The following is a 19,252-nucleotide window of genomic DNA, read 5'->3' as shown; positions in this document are numbered from 1 at the left end:
TCGGGGGCAGGCTCGGGCGCGATTGCCGCCCGTGGAAGGGGGAGCTGAGATGACTTATCCACCACAGGATCCCGCACCGTGGGGACAGCCGTCGAAGGAGACGGCGTATCCACAGTTCGCGCAGGAAGTTCCACCGCTCGCGCCGCCGCCGCGCAACTCCGGCGGGGCGTGGATCGTCATCGCGCTGGTGGTGGTCGCGGGGCTTGTCGGTGGCACGGGTTTGCTGGTGTGGGCGGGTAACAACGGGGTGGACGGTTCCGCGGTCGCGGCGTCGGCGACGGATGTGCCGTCGACCCGCAAGACCACGACCAGCACCACGGGTAAACCACCGTCGAAATCCGGTGAGCGCCTGAGTTATACCGATTACGAAGGCCCGTGGGATTTCAAGTTCGACAATGTCGAATTGCAGGCGGACTGGGTGGACGGCCGCGATCACACCAGTTGCGCCCCCATCGAGCACGCCGGGAAACTCACCGAACTCGGTTGTCAGTACGCCGCCGAACTGGTGTTGTCCGCCGAAGGCGGCAGCTTGAAATTCACCCAGTTCATCCTGGCGATGCCGGACAAAGCCACCGCCGAGGCCGCCGCCGACAAGATCGAGGACAAAGACTTCGAACTCCGCCCCGGCAGCTACATCAAGGATTTCGCCACCGGAAAATGGCGCGCGGGTTCACAGGCCGAGTTCGTGGTGATCACCCTGGCAACCGCCACCTCCGCCGTCGACGCGGCCACCGTCGAGAAATACCTCCGCTACCGCCACACCGACATCATCACCGCCATCCTTTTCCGATAGAGCCCTACTCTTGCGCACCTCGGTGCAGAGGCGAAAAATGAGATTTCTCGGTGGGCGCGGCCGTGGGCCGTGCCAGATTTCCACACGGTGGACCACGACATGACCGCTCATCACCCGAGCAGAAGTGAGATGTCATGTCCACGCTCATCCGCATGAACTTCGACGCGCCCGAGGAAACCCGGCCGTTCGAACAGAACAAGGGTCGACTCGACCTGGTCAACACCGAAGCCGGACCGGTCGGGCGGGCCGTCTTCGAACCCGGCTGGCGCTGGAGCGACCACGTGAAGCCGATCGCTGGCACCGACAGCTGCCAAGCACCCCACATCGGTTACTGCCTCTCGGGCCGCATCGTCGTAGCCATGGACGACGGCGAACAACAGGAATTCGGCCCCGGCGACGTCATGGTCGTCCCCCCGGGCCACGACGCCTGGGTCGTCGGCGACGAACCCTGCGTCATGCTCGACTGGCAGGGCTACGCCGACTACGCCAAACCCCACTGATACGCCGACAGCCCCGGCTCGCGGTGGCGAGACGGGGCTGTCGGGTCAGCAGCGCCGGGGTGGGGCGCTGGTGGTTACTACTTGCGCAGGGAGGCCGGGACCTCGAAGCGGGGGCCGAACTTCTTGGCCAGTTCGTCGGCGCGGGCCACGAAGGCCTCCTGGCCACCGGGGTAGCCGACGATGAACTGGTGCGAGCCGCCCGACCAGGCCGGGAAGCCGATGCCGAAGATCGAGCCGATGTTCGCGTCGGCGGTGCTGGTGAGCACGCCTTCGTCGAAGCACTTCTGGGTCTCGATCGCCTCGGCGAACATCATCCGGTCCTTGAGGTCCTGGAAGGTGACACCCTCCGGGAGCTCACGCTGCGAGTTGTACAGCGAACGCAGCTCGCTCCACAGGCCCACAGCCTTGCCGTCGACGTAGTCGTAGAAGCCGGCGCCGCCCGCCTTGCCCTTGCGGTCGAACTCGCCGACCAGCTTGTCGAGCACCGCGGCGGTGGTCTCCGCGGCAGCGTTCAGCTCGCCACCGGCGGCCTTGATGGCGTCGGCGGTCTCCTTGTAGATCTTCTGCATGGTGGTGAAGTTCAGCTCGTCGCTGAGCTTCAGCGGCGCGGCCGGGTAGCCCGCCTGCAGACCGGCCTGCTCAACCGTCGAGGGGTCGACGCCCTCGGCGACCATGGAGATGGCCTCGTTGATGAAGGTGCCGATCACGCGCGAGGTGAAGAAGCCACGGCTGTCGTTGACGACGATCGGGGTCTTCTTGATGGCGAGGGTGTAGTCGTACACCCGGGCCAGCGCCTCGTCGGAGGTGTTCTCGCCCTTGATGATCTCCACCAGCGGCATCTTGTCCACGGGGGAGAAGAAGTGGATACCGATGAAGTCCTCGGACCGCTTCACACCCTCCGAGAGCAGGGTGATGGGCAGGGTGGAGGTGTTGGAGCCGAGCAGCGCGTCGGGATCGACGATGTCCTCGATCTCCTGGAACACCTTGTTCTTGAGATCGGGGTTCTCGAACACGGCCTCGATCACGAAGTCGACGCCCTTGAAGTCGGCGGCGTCCGCGGTCGGGGTGATGCGGGCCAGCAGCGCGTCGGACTTCTCCTGGGTGGTCTTGCCACGGGAAAGGGCCTTCTTCTCGATGGCCTCCGAGTACGCCTTGCCCTTCTCGGCGTTGGCGAGCTCGACGTCCTTGAGGACGACCTCGTAGCCGGCCTTGGCCGAGACGTAGGCGATGCCCGCGCCCATCATGCCCGCGCCGATGACGCCGATCTTCTTGATCTCGCGCTTGGGCACATCCTTGGGACGCGAACCGCCACCGTTGATGTGGTTCAGGTCGAAGAAGAACGCCTGGATCATGTTCTTCGCGACCGGGCCGGTCAGCAGGCTGATGAAGTAGCGACCCTCGATGGCAAGCGCGTTATCGATGTCGACCTGCGCACCCTCGACCGCCGCGGCCATGATGGCACGCGGGGCGGGCATGTTGGTGCCCTTGATCTGCTTACGCAGGTTGGCCGGGAACGCGGGCAGGTTCGCCGCGAGCGCCGGGGTCGACGGGGTGCCGCCGGGGATCTTGTAGCCCTTCTTGTCCCACGGCTGGGCAGCCTCGGGGTTGGCCGCGATCCACGCCTTGGCGGCGGGCAGCAGCTCCTCGACGGAGGAGACGACCTCGTCGATCAGGCCGATTTCCTTGGCCTTGGTGACGCGGTGACGCTGGCCCTGCAGCAGCACCTGCATCAGCGCGTTCTGCAGGCCGAGCATGCGCACGGTGCGAGTCACACCGCCGCCGCCGGGCAGCAGGCCGAGGGACACCTCGGGCAGGCCGATGGCCGAACCCTTGACGTCGGCCGCGATGCGGTGGTGGGTGGCCAGCGCGATCTCGAGGCCACCACCGAGGGCGGCACCGTTGATGGCGGCGACGACCGGCTTGCCGAGCTGCTCGAGGCGACGCAGCGGGGCCTTGACACCGTCGAGCATCTTCGCGACGTCGGCGGCGTTGTCCGGGCCGACCTGCATCATGTTCTTCAGGTCGCCGCCGGCGAAGAAGGTCTTCTTGCCGGAGGTGATGACGACACCGGTGATGTCGTCCTTCTCGGCCTCGAGGCGGTCAACGGTCGCGGCCATCGAGGTGATGTACGCGTCGTTCATGGTGTTGGCACCCTGGCTCGGGTCGTCGATGGTCAGGACGACCACGCCGTCGGCGTCCTTCTCCCAACCGATGATGTTGTCAGTCATAGTTTTTCGTTCTCTCCTATGAGAAGTTCCGGTTGGAAGGTCAGACCCGCTCGATGATGGTGGCAACGCCCATGCCGCCACCGATGCACAGCGTGATCAGGCCGTAGCGAGCGTTGCGGCGCTCCAGCTCGTCGAGCACGGTGCCGGTGATCATCGCGCCGGTGGCACCGAGGGGGTGACCCATCGCGATCGCGCCACCGTTGACGTTCAGCTTCTCGTCCGGGACGTTCAGGTCCTTCTGGAACTTCAGCACGACGGAGGCGAAGGCCTCGTTGATCTCGACGAGGTCCATGTCCTCGATCGTCAGACCGGCCAGGGCCAGCGCCTTCTTGGCGGCCGGGGTGGGGCCGGTCAGCATGATGGTGGAGTCGGCACCGGAGGTGGCGGTGGCGACGACGCGGGCGCGCGGGGTCATCCCCGAGTTCTTGCCCGCATCCTCGGAACCGATCAGCAGCAGGGCAGCGCCGTCGACGATGCCCGAGCTGTTGCCGCCGTGGTGGACGTGGTTGATCTTCTCCACGTAGGTGAACTTCTGCAACGCGACCGCGTCGAAGCCACCCATCTCGCCGATGCCGGCGAAGGCCGGGTTCAGCTTGGCCAGGTCCTCGGCGGTGGTGCCGGGGCGCATGTGCTCGTCGTTGTCGAGCACGACCAGGCCGTTGATGTCCTTGACCGGGACGATCGACTTGGCGAAGTAGCCGCCGGTGGTGGCCTTGGCCGCCAGGTCCTGCGAGCGCACGGCGTAGGCGTCGACGTCATCGCGGGTGAAGCCCTCGATGGTGGCGATCAGGTCGGCCGAGATGCCCTGGGGCACGAAGTAGCCGTCGTAGTTGGTGGCCGGGTCGAGCGCCCAGGCGCCGCCGTCGGAGCCCATCGGCACGCGCGACATCGACTCGACGCCACCGGCGATCACGAGCTCGTCGAAGCCCGAGCGCACCTTCTGCGCGGCCAGGTTCACGGCCTCGAGGCCGGAGGCACAGAAACGGTTCAGCTGGAAGCCACCGACGGTGTCGGGCAGGCCGGCGATGGTTACCGCGGTGCGGGCGATGTCCATGCCCTGGTCACCGACGGGGGTGACCACGCCGAGGATGATGTCGGAGATCCGATCCTCGTCGAGGTTCGGGAAGCGGCCACGCAGCTCCTGGATCAGACCAACAGTCAGATCGATCGGCTTGACCGAGTGCAGCGAGCCGTTCTTCTTGCCGCGGCCGCGCGGAGTGCGGATGGCCTCGTAGATGTAGGCCTCTGTGGTCATATCGGAGTGTTTCCTTCCTTGGGGTGCGGTGGCCGCACGAACGCCACGACCAATCGTCTTCGACGCCGTACAAATCCGGCAAGCACCAGCGGAGCATAGAACCATGCCCATCCGGAGTTCCCGGCCACCCGTTCATACTACCGTGGTGTGCGAACTCCGGTTAACTTAACGCGGTATGGACGGTGGCTGTCAACCGTCCAGAGACTTTGCGCCGAGCTCGCTGCGCAGCAACGCCAGGGCGACCTCGTCCGGGTCCTGCCGGTCGCCAGGAGCCACCGGAACCGCGGCGGCGGCCAGCATCTCCTGCTCCTCCTCCGGGGTCGGCGGGGCGGGAATGCCGGGCGCGGGGCGTGGGGCGCCCGCCGACTCGCCGCCGGAACGCGCCGGATCGACGGCATAACTGTCCTGCGGACCCGGGTCGTCGGGTAAGTCGGGGAAGTCGGGCGGTGGAATGTCGTCGTCGGGCTTGCCGGAGCGCGCCCGCCCACCCTTGGCCTGACTCGGGCGCGAGAACTGCGGCCGGGCGGCGGGCTTGCTCTCCGCCGGACCCGCCGTGTTCTTGGCCTGCGGCGCCGGGCGTGCCGCAGGGGCACCGGTCTCCCAGCGCACATCCAGTTCCCGCCCGAGCACCGCCCGCACGGCCGCCCGCACGGACTCGATATTGCGCGGATCGGACAACCGCTGCGCCAACGGAGCACTCTGATGCGCGAAAACGATCGTCTGCCCCTCCACCCGCGACACCGCGGCCCCCGACATCAACGCATGCAACGTGAGCCCGAACTCCCGCACCTTCGTCTTGATGTCGGCCCACGCCGTGTCGACGAGGGCGAGCAGATCCTCCGCGGGTGCCTCCCCCTGCGGCACCTCGGGATTACCGGTCGCAGCCGAGGACGCACCGGCCTGTGCGGGCGTCGTGGTCGCGTCATCTCGCCGAGACCCGGCCATAGGCTCATCTGCCGTACCGGCGTGCGAATCACCCTGCGGCGAGGCAACTTCCGGGCCCTCACCACGGGCGTCCGACGCGGCCGGTGCCGATCCGGAGGCGGCGGAAGCCGAGTCGACCGAGGACGGCGGAGTCGGATCGACGCCCTGCGTGTCGACGATCGGTCGGGGGACACCGGACGACCGAGCAGCACGATCTTGTTCGCCGCGCGATGACGGTGCTGCCGTTTCGGTGGCACTCGGCGGCGGCACGGCGGGCGCCTGGTGCGCGACGGACGGATGCTGCGGCGCAGGCGAGACCTGCTCAGGGCCGGCAGGCTCTTGCGCCGCCGAAGCCTGCGGTCGGGAAACCGCAGCGCGCTCGGCACCTCGCATACCGGTGGCGCTCTCGCCGGCCCGCGGATCCTGCGAAGCCGGATCCTGTCCCGCGAGCGCGTTCGGCGCCGTCGCGGCCGAGTCGGCGGCCGGTGGCGATGCGGCCGAATGGGCGACCGGCGATTGCGTGGTGGCCGAGTCGTCGGTCGTGGCCCCGTGAGCGGCGGCGACGTGCGGATGTGGCGCGCGATCATCGGCGGCGGGAGCATCGGGCTGGTGCGCGGCGGCTTCCTCAGCGCCGGAAGCTCCCGACTTGCGCGCGGCGGCTTCCTTTTCCGCCATGGCGGCGGCGAGGATTTCCGCACCTCGACGGCGGCCCTCGGCGCTCGAACCTTGCGCACTCGACGGGGCGGGCGCGGGTGCGTCGACCACGGGCCGGGTGGGGGCGTCGCCGGAGGGGCGGGCGGAAGGGATTGCGCCGGTGGCGAATCCGCGTTCCAGACGCTCGAGGCGTTGGAGGGTGGCGGATTCGGTGTCGGAGACCGACGGGAGGAGCATGCGGGCGCAGATCACCTCGAGCAGGAGGCGGGGGGCGGTGGCGCCGCGCATTTCACCGAGGCCCTCGTGGAGGAGTTCGGCGTAGCGGGTGAGGGTGGCGGGGCCGATGCGGGCGGCCTGGTCGCGCATGCGCTCGAGCACGTCGCCGGGACCCGCGACGAGGCCGCGCTCGGCGGCATCGGGGACCGCGCGCAGCAGGATCAGATCGCGCAGGCGTTCGAGCAGGTCGACGGCGAATCGGCGCGGGTCGTGCCCCGCCTCCATCACCTGGTCGATCGTGCCGAACAGGGCGGCGCCGTCGTCGGTGGCGAGTGCGTCGACGGCGTGGTCGATCAGCGCCACATCGGTGACGCCGAGCAGCGAAACCGCCCGGGGATAGGTGACACCCTCCGGCCCGGCACCGGCGAGCAGCTGGTCGAGCACGCTCAGGCTGTCGCGCGGTGAACCCCCACCGGCCCGGATGACCAGCGGATACACCGCTTCCTCCACCGGGACGTGCTCCTGCTCGCAGATCTTGCCGAGCAGTCCGCGCATGGTGGCCGGCGGCAGCAACCGGAACGGGTAGTGGTGGGTGCGCGACCGGATGGTCGGCAGCACCTTGTCGGGTTCGGTGGTGGCGAAGATGAAGATCAGGTGGGCGGGCGGTTCCTCGACGATCTTGAGCAGCGCGTTGAAACCGGCCGTGGTGACCATGTGCGCCTCGTCGACGATGAACACGCGATAGCGCGACTCGGCGGGCGCGTAGAAGGCACGATCGCGCAGCTCACGGGTGTCGTCGACGCCGCCGTGACTGGCCGCGTCGAGCTCGATGACGTCGAGGTTCCCCGACCCGCCCGGGCCGAGCGCCACACACGACCCGCAGGTGCCACACGGCCGCGAGGTCGGCCCTTCCACACAGTTGAGCGAGCGGGCGAGGATGCGCGCCGAGGACGTCTTGCCGCAGCCACGCGGCCCGGAGAACAGGTACGCATGGCTGATGCGGCCGGTGTCCAGCGCTGTACTCAGCGGGTCGGTGACGTGCTCCTGACCCACTACCTCAGCGAATGTCGCCGGTCGATATTTCCGGTACAGAGCCACGGCTCAAAGGCTACCGGTGCGGTGTGACATCCCGGCTGGCGCCGCAGAGGTGGAGCCGAAAGGCATAGCGGTACAGCGAGTTACATGTGTTGTAAATCACATGGTAGTTAAAGGTTCAACTCACGGCCGCATAGCGGGCCCACTGGGTGCAACTGCCCGGTTATCGAGGGTTGCCGATTGGGCTAATCGTGACAGGACGAGTTCGTCGATCCTGGTTGTCGCGTAATTCCGTACCTGCTCCCCGAATATCGACCCGTTTCCAGATGTAACGAAACCGTGAACCGTCGTGACAGTGGCGCAAGCGGCTGGCTACCGTAGTTATCGGCAACTTCGGTGGCCAAACCTTCATCAGGTTGGTGACCCCGGCCGGTCCCTCATCCCGACCGGGGCACAACCTTCGCGCACCGATCGCTCCCCCACCGCATCGACCGGAGGAACGTTTCATCGTGCTGTCGTGTGATGACATCGCAGCCGCCTGGCTGGCCCACACCGAGTTCGCGGGCGACCACGCCGCGGTCGGACTGCTGAGCCGGGCGATCAGCCCGCAGGACTTCGACATCAAACGCGACTCCTTACCCGTCGCGGCGGCCGCTGACCCGGCCACCGCCGCCGCCATCCTGCAGCTGCTCGAGCGCGGGCAGGTGCCGACGATGGCCGCGATCCGCACCCTCACCGCGCAGAACGAGATGCGCCGCGAGGCCGAACGGATCGAACGACTCGGCAGGCGGGCACAACGCAGCATCGACGAGTTCGGCCGCATCCTGGCCAGGCTCGCGGCCGCGCACTGGACCGAGCACGGCATCGGCCCCACCCGCCGCGACATCCTCGCCGACCCGCAGATCACCGAACTCATCGCCGACCGGGTGGGTGAGATCGCGCCGACCGCCGTGAAACACCTGTGGCTCATCGAACGCGCCCAGCGCGCGGGTTGGATCGCCTCCAACGCGAGCCCGGGTTCGCTGTGCCCCGCCCGCCGTTGGCACACAACGAAATACGGCAACCGGGTGTCGCAGAAGCCGGTGAACATGATCGGGAAGATGGTCGCCGGTTTCGTCGCCGAGCACACCGTGGACAAGGGCCGCGCCCCGAGCTGGGCGGCACTGTCGCGCGACCTGCGTGACGATCGTGGCCGCCGCGTGTTCTTCGACGTGGCCGACGCGCACGCTCAGCGCCGCTGGCTGGTCACCGCCGAATGGCTCGCCGACACCGGCGACGACCTGCCCGCCCCGGGCAAACGTGGCCTGCGCGCGCTGGCCAAGGACGCTCGCGGCTGACTCAGCTCACGTCGCCGACCGCCGCGATGAAGGTATTGCACTGCGGCGTCAGGTTTTCCAGCCCGGCTTCGAACCACTTGCCGCCGTTGTCGGCGGTGCCGTGGTCGCGCATGTCGCCCGGGCGGTCGCCGCGCCCGTAGGAATCGCGGGTGGCGAGGGTGACCTGGTCCGACGACAGCGAACCGCCGCCCTTGGACGCGGCGATGAACATGGCGTCGAAACAGTTGGCCTGCAACTCGACTCGGCGCGACAGCTCGAGTCCCTTGGTCGAGCGCGCTCCCGCGTCGACCCGTTCGCTGTTGGCCTTGCGCAGGATCCCGGACTGCGCCTGGATGTGGTGCCCGTATTCGTGCGCGAACACCGACAGGTACACCACCCAGTTGTCACGGAACTGATCGGTCTGCAACTGGCTGATCGGCATGTAGATGGTCTTGTTCGCCGCGCAGTAGAAGGCGGCGAAGTTGCTGGTGGAGCCGGTGCACGGGGTGGTGATGCCGTCGGTGGTCGCGGTGATGCTCAGCGTCGGCGACTCGAAGGGCAGCCCGTTGGCGGCCATCAGCGGCTTCCACGCCGCTTCCAGGCAGCCCGCGGCGGACTCGAAGAACTTGCGGGCTTTGTCGACCTGGGCACCCCACGGCGCGTAGTCGCAGGAGGCGGGAACCAGCGAGCCGTCGGCATCGGTGACCAGCGGGTTGTCACCGGTCTTGGCGGGCGCGCTCCCGGGTTGCGGCGTGTAGGTGGTGGTCGGTCTCGGGCCGAACGCGTCGATGCCGATATCGACGCCCTTGTTCACGGCGAACTTCACCAGACCACCGACGACGAGGAAAATCACCACCAACATCAGCGAGGTGAAACCGCCGCGTCGCTTGCGTGGCGGCGGGGTGGGCCTGCCCGGCGGCCCGTAGGGCATCGGCGGCGGACGGTAGCCCGGCGGCGGACCGTAGGCCGGACGCTGCTGCGGATACCCTTGCGGCGGTGGGTATCCGGGCGGACCGTAGCCCTGTTGCGGGCGATAACCCGGAGCACGACCATAGCCGGGGGGTGGCGGAACCGGTCGTCCACCGGGCCCGTATGGGCCGTAGCCGTACGGTGGTTGGTTCACGTCCCCCGTACCCCCTCGTCTAGTTCGTCGCCGACAGCCGCTGACGCAGGATAGCAAGCTGTCTAGAGTAGGCAGCCATGCTGACTTTTCGGGGGGGCGCCGCGGGCGCGCTGCTGCTCGCTTCGGCGGGCCTGCTCGCGGCCGCTCCGGTAGCCCACACGCAGCCCGCGGGGGTGTCGATCACCGCCGATCTCACCTTGACCGAGACAGGCGTGCTGCAGGTCGTCGAAACCGTCGCGGTGCCCGCCGACGGGAACTTCACGATGTCGCTGCCGTTGCGACTCGGCCTGGGCGACGGTGTGGAGCGGGTGTTCAAGGTCACCGATGTGTCCGCGACCGGGGCGGGCACCGCGACCACCGTCGACGATCAGTTCGTCGTCGAGGCCAAGCCCGGTGAATCCAAGTTCACGTATACGGTGCACAACACCGTCGCCGACGCGCCGGGCACGCAGATGTTCCACTGGCTCGGCGTGCTCAACGCCGACATCGCCTCCCTCGATGTGTCGGTGATCAGCCCGAGCTTCCAAATGGGCATCGTCGACTGCAAATTGGGCCCCGCGGGCAGTGCGCGCCCGTGCGCCGAGGTGCACGTCGAACCCGACGGTGTGCTGTACCTGAGCCAGACCGACCTGCGCAAGGGCGACGCGATCGACCTCACCCTGCAGATGCCGCCCGGCACGGTGCCCGCCAATGCCGATGTGCGCGACGGCGATTCGAACAATTTCTTCGCCTTCACCACCCCGGTCCTCGCCGCCTTCGGCGCACTGCTGCTGGCACTGGCCGGGATGATTGCCTACGTGCTCACCGCCCGCAAGCGCGGTGCGACGGCCCGCGCCACCAGCGACACGTTCGACCCGCTCGTCACCACCGGTGACCGGATGGAATTCACCTCCCCCGACGGTGTCCTGCCCGGCGAGGCCGGTCTGCTGCTCGACGAACACGTCGACCCGGTCGACATCGCCGCCACCGTCGTCGATCTGGCGGTGCGCCGCTACCTGTGGATCGCCCCGGTGAACGCGCGCGGCGAGGACGACTGGCGGATCAGCCGCGTCAACGCCCCCGACGACCAGCTGCGCGAGTACGAGCGGGTCGTCTACGACATGTTGCTGCCCGAGGGCACCGACACCGTCGCCGTGCGTGAGCTGCGCGCGCCCGGCCGCCTGCAACTGGACCCGATCCGCGAGGCCATGCGCCGCGACGCGGTGTCGACCGGCGCGCTGGCCGATCCGAAGCAGCGGATGTTGCCCCGCTGGATCGGCGCCGCGCTGATCGCCGTCGGCGCCGCAACCACCGTCGCCCTGGCGTTGACCGCCGGGCACGCCCTGGTCGGCGTGGCGATCCTGCTGGCCGGGGTGGCCGCGGTCGTGCTGCCGAACTACCTGCCGACCCGAACCACGCTGGGTGACACCGTGGTCGGCCGGATCAAGGCGATGGGACGCGGACTCGACTCGGTGTCACGCGACCGCATCCCACCGATCGATCAGGAGACGATCTTCTCCCGAGCCCTGCCCTACACGGTGATCAGCGGTCGCGCCGACAACTGGATCCGCACCTTCCGCGATATGGACCCGTCCGCCGATTCCCAGCCCGGCCTGTACTGGTTCGCCGGCTACGACCGCGACCGTAACCTGCACCGCTTCGCCTCCCAGTTCCCGTTCTTCATCACGGCACTGGAAGGCGCGTGTAAGTAGCTACACCCGGCGCAGGGCGGCCAGCGGGTCGGCGTACAACGCGCTGAGCGAGGTGACGACGGCGGCGAATTCCTGGACCTTGCCGCCGAATCCGCTGACCCGGATGTCGGTCGGGGGCAACTGGGTGCTCTGGGTGAACGCGCGGGCCACGTGGCCGAGGGCCGGGCGGTAGCCGGTGAAGGCCTGCCCGCCGAGGACCACCCGGTCCGGGTTGAGCATGTCGCGGACCAGGGCCACGGTCTGGCCGAGCATGGTCGCGCGTTCGGCGAGCAGCTCGCGGGCGCCCTCGGAACCGGACTCGGCGGCCCGGTACAGGTCGGCGATGGTGGTGCCTGCGGTTCCGTTGTGCGCCGGGATGATTCCGCGCCCGACCGCACGCGCCTGCAGCGCCCGATCGCCGACGGTCACTTCCAAGCAGCCACGCCTGCCGCAGGTGCACTGCACGTCCGAACCGGTTGGCAGGTGCGCGATGGAACCCGGGCCGTTGCTCGGGGTGTGCACCCGCCCGTCGAGGGTGACGGCGATGCCCGCCGTCTCGCGGACGTAGAAGTACAGGCTGCTGCCGGGCTGGTCGGCGGGCTGTTCCGGGCCGCGCGCGTCGAACGTCGGCAGCAGCAGTTCCGAGGCGGCCATCGCTTCCACGTGCGGCGCGACGGAAACCGGCAGCTCGAGCACGTCGCCGAGGACCTGGCCGAGCGGTGCACCCTGCCACGCCAGTTTCGGATGGTCGACCACACCGGTGTGCGTGTCGACCCGGCCGCCGATGGCGACGCCTGCCCACAGCGGGGTGCGCCGGTGCCAGCGCTGCAGGAACGCCTTGGCGCTGCGGGCGACCGTGGTGACGGCGAAGTCCTGCCCGGTCTGCGGTGTCGCGATGGCGAGCCCACCGAGGATGCGGCCGCGCAGGTCGGCGGCCACGATCTTCGTCGCCGCGGCGCCGATGTGGATGCCGATGGTGAGGTACGCGTCGTGGTCGATCTCGAAGGGCACTCGTGGCCGCCCGACCGCACCGGCGGCGGTGAGATCGGCGCGTTCACGCAGCAGACCGGCCGAAAGCAGCGCGGCCACTTGGCGGTTCACCGTCGCGATGCTCAAACCCGTTGCCCGGGCGGCATTGTCGCGGGAGATGGGGCCGCCGACGGCGGCGCGCAGCACGGCGGCGGCGGGGTTGTCGCTGCGCCGCAACTCGGGGGCGACGACGGGACGCGAAACTCGGGGACGACCGGTGACCACCCGCGAAATCGGGCGGTCGAGAATGGGGGCAGACATATGCAGTTCCTTGCCGAAAATCCCGTCTAACCAAACGGGTTTGCCTACACGAGGGGTGTGGCAGCTCGCGAGCCCGACAGGCTCAGCTGCAGCGGCAGGAACAACACAGTTCGCGCGTCAACGGCAACCGCAGACCCAGCGCGGCGGTCACGTAGGTGACCCGCGGGGCGAAGTGATGGTTGCCGGACATAACAATCAAATTAACACCGAATCGCCACCCATCCAAGACCGACCGGCGAATTGTGCGGTGACACACAGCAAATCGCCAGGTCAGCGCGGTGCGGCGGAAGGCGTAATGATGCTGTGACACAGCACGAACCCCTCCCGAGACGCCGGGAGGGGTTCGCGCGCGGACGGCCTACTTGGCCGGTGGTGTGAATGGCTGGTTGATGGTGGTGAAGTACTGGATCGCGGCGGCGACGGCTACCGGGCCGGTGACGAACAGCTGCCCGGCGATCACGCCGAGGAAGCCGACGGCGGCCGCACCCGCGACGCACCCGCCCAGCGGGCCGAGGCCGAACAGGGTGAGCAGCGCACCGGTGGCGACGAGGCCGAGCGCCGCGCCCGCGATGCAACCGGCGGCGGCCCCGCCGAGCCCGCCGACCAGGGTGCCGATGGTCGCGCCCATCGAGATCGTCGAGGTCAGGCGCGACCAGGCCGCCTGCTCCCGCTCGTACTCCGACTTCCAGGGCGCCTTGTCCTCGTACGGCAGGGCGACCGGCTTGTACACGGCCTTGGCCGGGTCGAGCTGCGGGGTGAGGGTGGCGGTGTTACCCGAGATCTCGGCGGCGATCGGCAACTCGAACTCGTCGAGCCGGAACGTCAGCGGGGTGGCCGCGACGGTGGTCCCATCGGCGGCTTTGATCTTGAACGCACCGTCCTCGGTGACCAGCGATCCGGCATCGGTGGTGACGACGGCCCTCGACTCGTCGACGACCTCGGCGGTGTAGTTGATCGGTGCTGCTTGCTCGGGCGCCGCGTTGACGGTGCCCGCGGTGACCCCGGTCGCCACGGTCAACAGTGCCGCAACCACGGCGAACTTCCTCATCTTCATGCCGGAAAGCTTCCGGTAAACGCGTTTGCCTGACGAGGAATAAACGCACCGAGATCGCAATCGCCGAATTCACTCGGCCGCTTTGGCCGCGGCTTTCGCCTGTTTCTTGAATTCCCTTACTTCGGCGAGTGTTTCGGCATCCACGACGTCGGCGACCGAACGCCGCGAACCCTCGTCGCCGTAGGCACCCGCCGCTTTTCGCCAGCCCTCCGGTTGTACACCGCGTTGTTTGCCGAGCAGGGCGAGGAAGATCTTCGCCTTCTGCGCGCCGAAGCCCGGCAGGTCCTGCAACCGGCGCAGCACTTCCTTGCCGTCGGGGTCGCCCTCGGTCCAGATCTTCGCTGGTACGCCGTCGTAGTGCTCGATGATGTAGTTGGCGAGCGCCTGCGCGCGCCGGGCCATCGAGCGGCCGTACCGGTGGATGGCGGGCGGGGTGGCGGCGAGTTCCTCGAATTCGGCCGGGTCGGCCTCGGCGATACGGCGCAGATCGAATCCGCCCATTCGCCCGGCCAGTTTCTGCGGCCCCCGAAAGGCGTGTTCCATCGGGTACTGCTGATCCAGGAGCATGCCGAGCAGCAAGGCGAAATCGTCGGTGCTGAGTAGTTGATCGGCCTCGGCGTCCTGGGCAAGGCACAGCGTTCGGGTCATATATTCATCGTGACACATTTCACTGCACCCACATCGGCGGTACGAATGACGGATTACACCCCACGCCCGGACCGTTTCGATCGGGCGGGACAACCCCAGCTGATCGATGCCCATGACCTGGAGGTGACACAGCCCGGCGTGCGCGCCCTCGGCGCCTGGACCCATGAACGACTCGGTTTGCGGCCCGGCGACAGCGCGCTCGACATCGGTTCCGGCACCGGCTCGGAAGTGTTCACCTTCGCCGACGCGGTCGGCCCCCGTGGCACCGCCGTCGGCGTGGAACCCGACCCGGATCTGCTCGCCTCCGCCACCCGGCGCGCGACCGAACGCGGCTCCACCGCCACCTTCGTCTCCGGCGACGCCTACGGACTACCCTTCGGCGACAACACCTTCGACGCCGTCCTGTGCGAACGCGTCTTCCAGCACCTGACCGCCCCCGCCCGCGCCGCGACCGAAATCGCGCGCGTCCTGCGCCCCGGCGGCCGCGCGGTGGTCGTCGACGCCGACTGGGCGACCGCCATCATCCACCCCGGCGCCCCCGAGGTGGCCCGCGCGGTGATCGACACCCTGATCTCCTCCACCACCAACCCCTTCTCCGGCCGCAGACTGGCCGGCCTCCTCACCGACGCGGGCCTGACCGTCGACGAGATCGGCTCCCACGCCCTGGTCCAGGACCGAACCATCGGCGCGGGCGCCCTGGTCAACCGCATAGCCGACCTCGCGGTCCTGCGCGGAACCGTCACCCCCGAAGCCCGGGACCAACTCCGCACCGACCTCCAAGAGGCCGCGGCCCGAGGCCACACCCACATCTCGGTCACCGTCTTCGCGACCCTGGCCCACAAGAAATGACGAAACCCCGCGTATCCCGGCAAGCGGGGTACGCGGGGCCTCGTTCGTGATCAGGCTTCGAGCAGCTTCTCCGTCGCGGCCAGCAACACACAGGTCGCCAACCCGTCCATCGCCTTCTCCAGCTCCGGCAGCTGCGGGAAACTCGGCGCGATCCGGATGTTCTTGTCCTCGGGATCGTTGCGGTACGGGAACGCCGACCCAGCGGCCGTCAGCGCGATCCCCGCGTCCTTGGCCAACGCGATCACCCGCGCCGCCGTCCCCTCGAGCACATCGAGACTGATGAAATACCCACCCTTGGGCTCGGTCCACGACGCGACCTTCGACGCCCCGAGTCGATCCTCGAGGATCCGGCGCACCAGCGCGAACTTCGGCTCGAGCAAACGCCGATGCTTCTGCATGTGCTCACGCACGCCTTCGGCGTCGGTGAAGAACCGCAGGTGGCGCAGCTGGTTGAGCTTGTCGGGGCCGATGCTCTTCTTGCCGGCGTGGTCGAGGTACCAGTCGATATTGGCCTTGGACGCACCGAAGAAGCTCACGCCCGCACCCGCGAAGGTGATCTTGGAGGTCGAGGCGAAGACCAGCGGCCGGTTCGGGTGACCGGCTGCCGCCGCCATGCCGAGCACGTCGAGCACGGGTGCGGCGGTGTCGGTGAGCGGGTGCACCGCGTAGGCGTTGTCCCAGAACAGGCGGAAGTCCGGTGCGGCGGCGGGCATCGAAACCAGTTCGCGCACAATCTCTTCGGAGAAGACCACGCCGGTGGGGTTGGAGTAGTTCGGTACCGCCCACAGACCCTTGATCTGCGGGTCGTTTGCCAGCAACCGCGCGATGGCGTGGGTGTCGGGGCCGTCGTGGCGCATCGGGATGGTGATCATCTCGATGCCGAGCGCCTCGGTGATGGCGAAGTGCCGGTCGTAGCCGGGGGCGGGACACAGCCACTTGATCGGCTCGTCGGAGGCCCAGCGGCGCGGGGAGTCGGGGGTGCCGTAGAGCATCGAGAAGACGATGATGTCGTGCATCATCTCGAGGCTGGCGTTGTTGCCCGCCACCAATTGGTCGACGGGGATGCCGAGCAGTTCGCCGAAGATGGCGCGCAGTTCGGGCAGGCCGGTGAGGCCGCCGTAGTTGCGGCAGTCGGTGCCGGTGCCGTCGCGGAAGTCGCCGTCGCCGGGTAGGGCCAACAGGGGCGAGGAGAGGTCGAGCTGTTCCGGTGACGGCTTACCTCGGGTGAGATCCAGCGTGAGCTTCTCGGTCTTGAGCGTCGCGTAATTCGCGGTCTGGGACTCGTGCTCGGACACGAGTTCCGCGTGGCTCATCAAACCGATCTGCGTTTGCCGGGGCATCCTGGGCAGCCTTTCGAAGCAGCAAGGTGGGTGTACCCGCAACGTTACCCGGCGGTTGCCGGGAATCGGCAGGGATCCGGGGAGGATGGGCTCGCACGCTGCGAAGGTGTGCAGCGGAGTCCCGAAATTTAAGGGGACCCCGCGCACCCGGCAGAGCCCGTTGACCCTTGCTGCCTTCCGGCCCTGGGGGAGTTCACAGGATGCGCGCCGCGCGGGATCCGTCGGCCAGTGTAGCCGCAATCGCGCGCACTAGCGATTTCGGGGTTCGAACAGCAGGTCGGCGGCTCGGATGAGCACTTCGACGCGGGTGCGGCCCTCGTGATCGGCGGCGAGGAAGTGCCCGCCGATCACGGCGCAGAAGGCGAGCAGGGCGCGGGCTTCCACTTCGTCGGGATCATCGCAGAATTCGCCGATCGTCTCGCGCAGCAACGCCATTCGCGCGTTGTCGACGCGGCGCAGGCGGGTGGCGACGTCGTCGTCGCGGCGGGCCCAGTCGCGAACGGCCAGATCGATGGGCAGCAGCCGGTGATCCGAGAGGGTGAGGACACCGGCCATGCGCGCCCGGTTCTTGGGATCGAGGCCCGCATTGTCGACCTTGGCGAGCACCTCGTCGACGGCCTCGCGCTCCCAGGCTTCCAGCATCGCCGTCAGCAGGGCCTCGCGGTCGGCGAAGTAGCCGTAGAAACCGCCCTTGGTGACGCCGATGCGTTTGGCGAGCGCTTCCACCCGCACCGCGTCGACACCCGAGGTGGCGAGCACGTGCAGCCCCTCTTCGATCCACCGTTCGCGTGGTGTTCGCGCGACGCCCACGTGTGCTCCGTTTCTGCTCGCCGGACGACGGAAGAACCAGTGTACGTAGGCGTATAGATACGTCATCCCCCGAGGAAGCTGGCTACGATCAGTGCGACATCGGCAAGGGGGGTCCCGGTTCCCCATGACTACGAGGGGGTTCCGCGCGTGACCGGCCCGAACCAGCAACCGCCCGGCGGCGACGTACCGCCGTCCGACCCGACTGTGCAGTGGTGGGAACGCCCAGGCCCCGACTCGGGTCAGCCACCGCAGCAGGCCGATCCGACCATCCTGCGCGGCGACATCGGCACACCCGGCCCCTACACCGCACCGCCCGCACCGCAGCACAGCGGTGCCAACCCCTACACCGCTCCCCCGGCGGCGACGCCGTACCAGAGCGGTGCCAACCCGCAGCCCTACACCGGAATGCCGTACCAGGCAGGCGCCACCGCACAGCCGTTCGCGGCGCCGCCGCAGTACCCGGCCCAGCAGTGGGGCACGCCGCCGCGTCCGCCGTCGTCGGGCAACAAGGCCGTGTGGTGGATCGTCGGCGGCGCGGTGCTGCTGGTCGGCGTGCTGGTGATCGGGCTCATCGCGTTCGCCGCGAACAAGGCCGACGAGACCAACCCGTTCGGTCCCAACCCGTCCGAATGGGAAGGCGACTACGCCTTCCAGAAGGGCAAGAACGCCTGCGACCTGATCGACCTCACGGTGCTCAACCAGTGGTCCTCGACCAGGGAGACGACCACGCACACCGAGCGTGAGCCCTCGGAGTACGGCGGTGGCGGCTCCTACAACTGCGATGCCAAGAACCAGGACTCCGGCCGCAGCGGCACCGGCGCGAAGATCTCGCTCGAGGTGGCGTTCAAGTCCAGCTACGAGACCGAATCGGACTACTCGCGCTGGAAGGGCTACGACACCAAGACCACCGGTAAGGACTACGACCACGGTCCGCTCAGCGGCCTCGGCACCGAGGCGTACTACGCCTACGAGCAGCGCATCTACGGTTCCATCCCGAACGACTACATCTACGTGGTCGCCGCGCACGACAGCAATATCTCGGTGAAGGTGGAGATCGAGGTGGACAAGATGGGCAGTGTCGACAAGTCGACCCTGCGCTCGGCCGCCGAAACCCAGGTCCGCAAGGTCCTGACCGCACTGAAGAAATAGCAGGTCAGCGGGGTAGGGCGGGGGCCGGTTTGGCATCGGCCCCCGTCGACCCGCTATGCTGCTCCACGGAGGATTCGCCTAGTGGCCTATGGCGCTCGCCTGGAACGCGGGTTGGGTTAACGCCCTCAGGGGTTCAAATCCCCTATCCTCCGCCACAGCAGGGCCCTGATCGGTTCGCCGGTCAGGGCCCTGTTCGTTTAATCCGGTGGATCTGTCGGTGGGTGTCCGTAGAGTGACCCCCGATGGTGCGGGAGACCCCCACCGCACCCGACCGCCGTCGTCGCCGCGATAAATCGCGCGTGCAGACACAGCGGAACTGGGTATTAAAGGCTTCGTGCCCGTCGAAACCGACGGCGCACACCGGCCGGCGCCGAGAGCGCCTGCCGAACACACCAAGA

15 protein-coding genes, 1 tRNA gene and 1 other RNA gene are annotated in these 19,252 nt (G+C 68.3%); 7 read left to right on the top strand and 10 right to left on the bottom strand.

The window, feature by feature from the left end; translation table 11 throughout:
• Positions 1–49: 49 nt before the first annotated feature.
• The gene (locus AB0I19_RS22745) at positions 50–793 is read left to right on the top strand and encodes a hypothetical protein (protein WP_357150933.1); all 744 of its coding nucleotides are present in this window, start codon (positions 50–52) and stop codon (positions 791–793) included.
• 134 nt (positions 794–927) lie between these two features.
• Positions 928–1,293, top strand: coding sequence for a cupin domain-containing protein (locus AB0I19_RS22740; protein WP_357150931.1), 366 nt, complete (start codon positions 928–930; stop codon positions 1,291–1,293).
• Positions 1,294–1,370: 77 nt separating this feature from the next.
• Here the strand turns inward: AB0I19_RS22740 and AB0I19_RS22735 are convergent, their stop codons facing one another.
• The 3 genes from AB0I19_RS22735 to AB0I19_RS22725 form a co-directional block, all read right to left on the bottom strand.
• Positions 1,371–3,521, bottom strand: coding sequence for a 3-hydroxyacyl-CoA dehydrogenase NAD-binding domain-containing protein (locus tag AB0I19_RS22735; protein WP_067494616.1), 2,151 nt, complete (start codon positions 3,519–3,521; stop codon positions 1,371–1,373).
• 40 nt (positions 3,522–3,561) lie between these two features.
• Complete coding sequence (locus AB0I19_RS22730; RefSeq protein WP_067494619.1) at positions 3,562–4,776, bottom strand: acetyl-CoA C-acetyltransferase; 1,215 nt, start codon at positions 4,774–4,776, stop codon at positions 3,562–3,564.
• A gap of 189 nt (positions 4,777–4,965) precedes the next feature.
• The gene (locus AB0I19_RS22725) at positions 4,966–7,623 is read right to left on the bottom strand and encodes a DNA polymerase III subunit gamma and tau (RefSeq protein ID WP_357150929.1); all 2,658 of its coding nucleotides are present in this window, start codon (positions 7,621–7,623) and stop codon (positions 4,966–4,968) included.
• A 491-nt stretch (positions 7,624–8,114) separates the two neighbouring features.
• Here AB0I19_RS22725 and AB0I19_RS22720 point away from each other — a divergent pair, with 491 nt between their 5' ends.
• The gene (locus AB0I19_RS22720) at positions 8,115–8,942 is read left to right on the top strand and encodes a hypothetical protein (protein ID WP_357150927.1); all 828 of its coding nucleotides are present in this window, start codon (positions 8,115–8,117) and stop codon (positions 8,940–8,942) included.
• A gap of 1 nt (position 8,943) precedes the next feature.
• Here the strand turns inward: AB0I19_RS22720 and AB0I19_RS22715 are convergent, their stop codons facing one another.
• Positions 8,944–10,044 (bottom strand): neutral zinc metallopeptidase, encoded by a 1,101-nt coding sequence (locus tag AB0I19_RS22715; RefSeq protein ID WP_357150925.1) that lies wholly within the window; start codon positions 10,042–10,044, stop codon positions 8,944–8,946.
• 77 nt (positions 10,045–10,121) lie between these two features.
• Between AB0I19_RS22715 and AB0I19_RS22710 the strand changes: the two genes are divergently transcribed.
• Complete coding sequence (locus AB0I19_RS22710) at positions 10,122–11,735, top strand: DUF2207 domain-containing protein (RefSeq protein ID WP_357150923.1); 1,614 nt, start codon at positions 10,122–10,124, stop codon at positions 11,733–11,735.
• On the opposite strand, the gene AB0I19_RS22705 is transcribed toward AB0I19_RS22710, so the two are convergent.
• From AB0I19_RS22705 to AB0I19_RS22695, 3 genes are all read right to left on the bottom strand, one after another.
• Entirely contained in the window at positions 11,736–13,004 is a 1,269-nt protein-coding gene (locus AB0I19_RS22705; protein ID WP_357150921.1) for an ROK family protein, read from the bottom strand.
• Positions 13,005–13,362: 358 nt separating this feature from the next.
• Positions 13,363–14,058 (bottom strand): hypothetical protein, encoded by a 696-nt coding sequence (locus AB0I19_RS22700; protein ID WP_357150919.1) that lies wholly within the window; start codon positions 14,056–14,058, stop codon positions 13,363–13,365.
• A 69-nt stretch (positions 14,059–14,127) separates the two neighbouring features.
• A complete protein-coding gene (locus AB0I19_RS22695; protein WP_357150917.1) occupies positions 14,128–14,706 on the bottom strand; it encodes an HhH-GPD-type base excision DNA repair protein in 579 nt (192 codons plus the stop codon).
• 45 nt (positions 14,707–14,751) lie between these two features.
• Between AB0I19_RS22695 and AB0I19_RS22690 the strand changes: the two genes are divergently transcribed.
• Positions 14,752–15,555, top strand: coding sequence for a methyltransferase domain-containing protein (locus AB0I19_RS22690; RefSeq protein WP_357150915.1), 804 nt, complete (start codon positions 14,752–14,754; stop codon positions 15,553–15,555).
• A gap of 50 nt (positions 15,556–15,605) precedes the next feature.
• On the opposite strand, the gene AB0I19_RS22685 is transcribed toward AB0I19_RS22690, so the two are convergent.
• The 3 genes from AB0I19_RS22685 to AB0I19_RS22675 form a co-directional block, all read right to left on the bottom strand.
• A complete protein-coding gene (locus AB0I19_RS22685; RefSeq protein ID WP_181700432.1) occupies positions 15,606–16,895 on the bottom strand; it encodes an aminotransferase class I/II-fold pyridoxal phosphate-dependent enzyme in 1,290 nt (429 codons plus the stop codon).
• Positions 16,896–17,023: 128 nt separating this feature from the next.
• An RNA gene (ffs, locus tag AB0I19_RS22680) (signal recognition particle sRNA small type) lies at positions 17,024–17,118 on the bottom strand.
• Positions 17,119–17,144: 26 nt separating this feature from the next.
• Complete coding sequence (locus AB0I19_RS22675; protein WP_067640344.1) at positions 17,145–17,705, bottom strand: TetR/AcrR family transcriptional regulator; 561 nt, start codon at positions 17,703–17,705, stop codon at positions 17,145–17,147.
• A gap of 147 nt (positions 17,706–17,852) precedes the next feature.
• On the opposite strand from AB0I19_RS22675, the gene AB0I19_RS22670 reads away from it, so the two are divergent.
• On the top strand, positions 17,853–18,854 hold the full coding sequence (locus tag AB0I19_RS22670; protein ID WP_067494648.1) for a hypothetical protein: 1,002 nt from the start codon (positions 17,853–17,855) through the stop codon (positions 18,852–18,854).
• Positions 18,855–18,921: 67 nt separating this feature from the next.
• Positions 18,922–19,009 (top strand) — tRNA-Ser (locus AB0I19_RS22665).
• The last annotated feature ends 243 nt before the right edge of the window (positions 19,010–19,252 follow it).

This window comes from Nocardia sp. NPDC050413 (assembly GCF_040655475.1).
In the GTDB taxonomy this organism is placed as follows: domain Bacteria; phylum Actinomycetota; class Actinomycetes; order Mycobacteriales; family Mycobacteriaceae; genus Nocardia; species Nocardia coubleae.
This window is presented reverse-complemented; position numbering and strand designations above follow the sequence as displayed.

Bases quoted from the DNA above. Each gene is read 5' to 3' on its own strand.
- AB0I19_RS22685 (WP_181700432.1), bottom strand. From the start codon at position 16,895: ATGCCCCGGCAAACGCAGATCGGTTTGATGAGCCACGCGGAACTCGTG.
- AB0I19_RS22735 (WP_067494616.1), bottom strand. From the start codon at position 3,521: ATGACTGACAACATCATCGGTTGGGAGAAGGACGCCGACGGCGTGGTC.
- AB0I19_RS22730 (WP_067494619.1), bottom strand. From the start codon at position 4,776: ATGACCACAGAGGCCTACATCTACGAGGCCATCCGCACTCCGCGCGGC.
- AB0I19_RS22740 (WP_357150931.1), top strand. From the start codon at position 928: ATGTCCACGCTCATCCGCATGAACTTCGACGCGCCCGAGGAAACCCGG.
- AB0I19_RS22695 (WP_357150917.1), bottom strand. From the start codon at position 14,706: ATGACCCGAACGCTGTGCCTTGCCCAGGACGCCGAGGCCGATCAACTA.
- AB0I19_RS22705 (WP_357150921.1), bottom strand. From the start codon at position 13,004: ATGTCTGCCCCCATTCTCGACCGCCCGATTTCGCGGGTGGTCACCGGT.
- AB0I19_RS22710 (WP_357150923.1), top strand. From the start codon at position 10,122: ATGCTGACTTTTCGGGGGGGCGCCGCGGGCGCGCTGCTGCTCGCTTCG.
- AB0I19_RS22700 (WP_357150919.1), bottom strand. From the start codon at position 14,058: ATGAAGATGAGGAAGTTCGCCGTGGTTGCGGCACTGTTGACCGTGGCG.
- AB0I19_RS22690 (WP_357150915.1), top strand. From the start codon at position 14,752: ATGACGGATTACACCCCACGCCCGGACCGTTTCGATCGGGCGGGACAA.
- AB0I19_RS22745 (WP_357150933.1), top strand. From the start codon at position 50: ATGACTTATCCACCACAGGATCCCGCACCGTGGGGACAGCCGTCGAAG.